We start from the raw sequence: 230 nt of genomic DNA on the forward strand, positions 1-230 counted from the left end.
GCCAGGTCGGCGATCCCGTGCGCGACCGCGACCGCCGAGCCCGACGTCGGGCCGCCCGACACCCGGTCCGGCGCCACGGCGCTCGCCACCGCGCCGTACGGGCTGCGGCTGCCGGTGAGCCCGGGCGCGAACTGGTCGAGGTTGGTCTTGCCCAGGACGACGGCGCCCGCGGCGCGCAGCCGGTCGACCACGGTGGCGGGCCGCGCGGCGGCGACCTGGTGCGCGGGGGG

At 81.3% G+C, this 230-nt stretch carries 1 protein-coding gene; it reads right to left on the reverse strand.

Annotated elements, in window-relative coordinates; translation table 11 throughout:
* The coding region (locus tag KVT14_RS21825) for an amidase family protein (protein WP_254631405.1) at nucleotides 1-230 on the reverse strand (230 nt) is incomplete at both ends.

The organism is Cellulomonas sp. GbtcB1, from assembly GCF_019091725.1.
Taxonomy (GTDB): Bacteria; Actinomycetota; Actinomycetes; order Actinomycetales; family Cellulomonadaceae; genus Cellulomonas.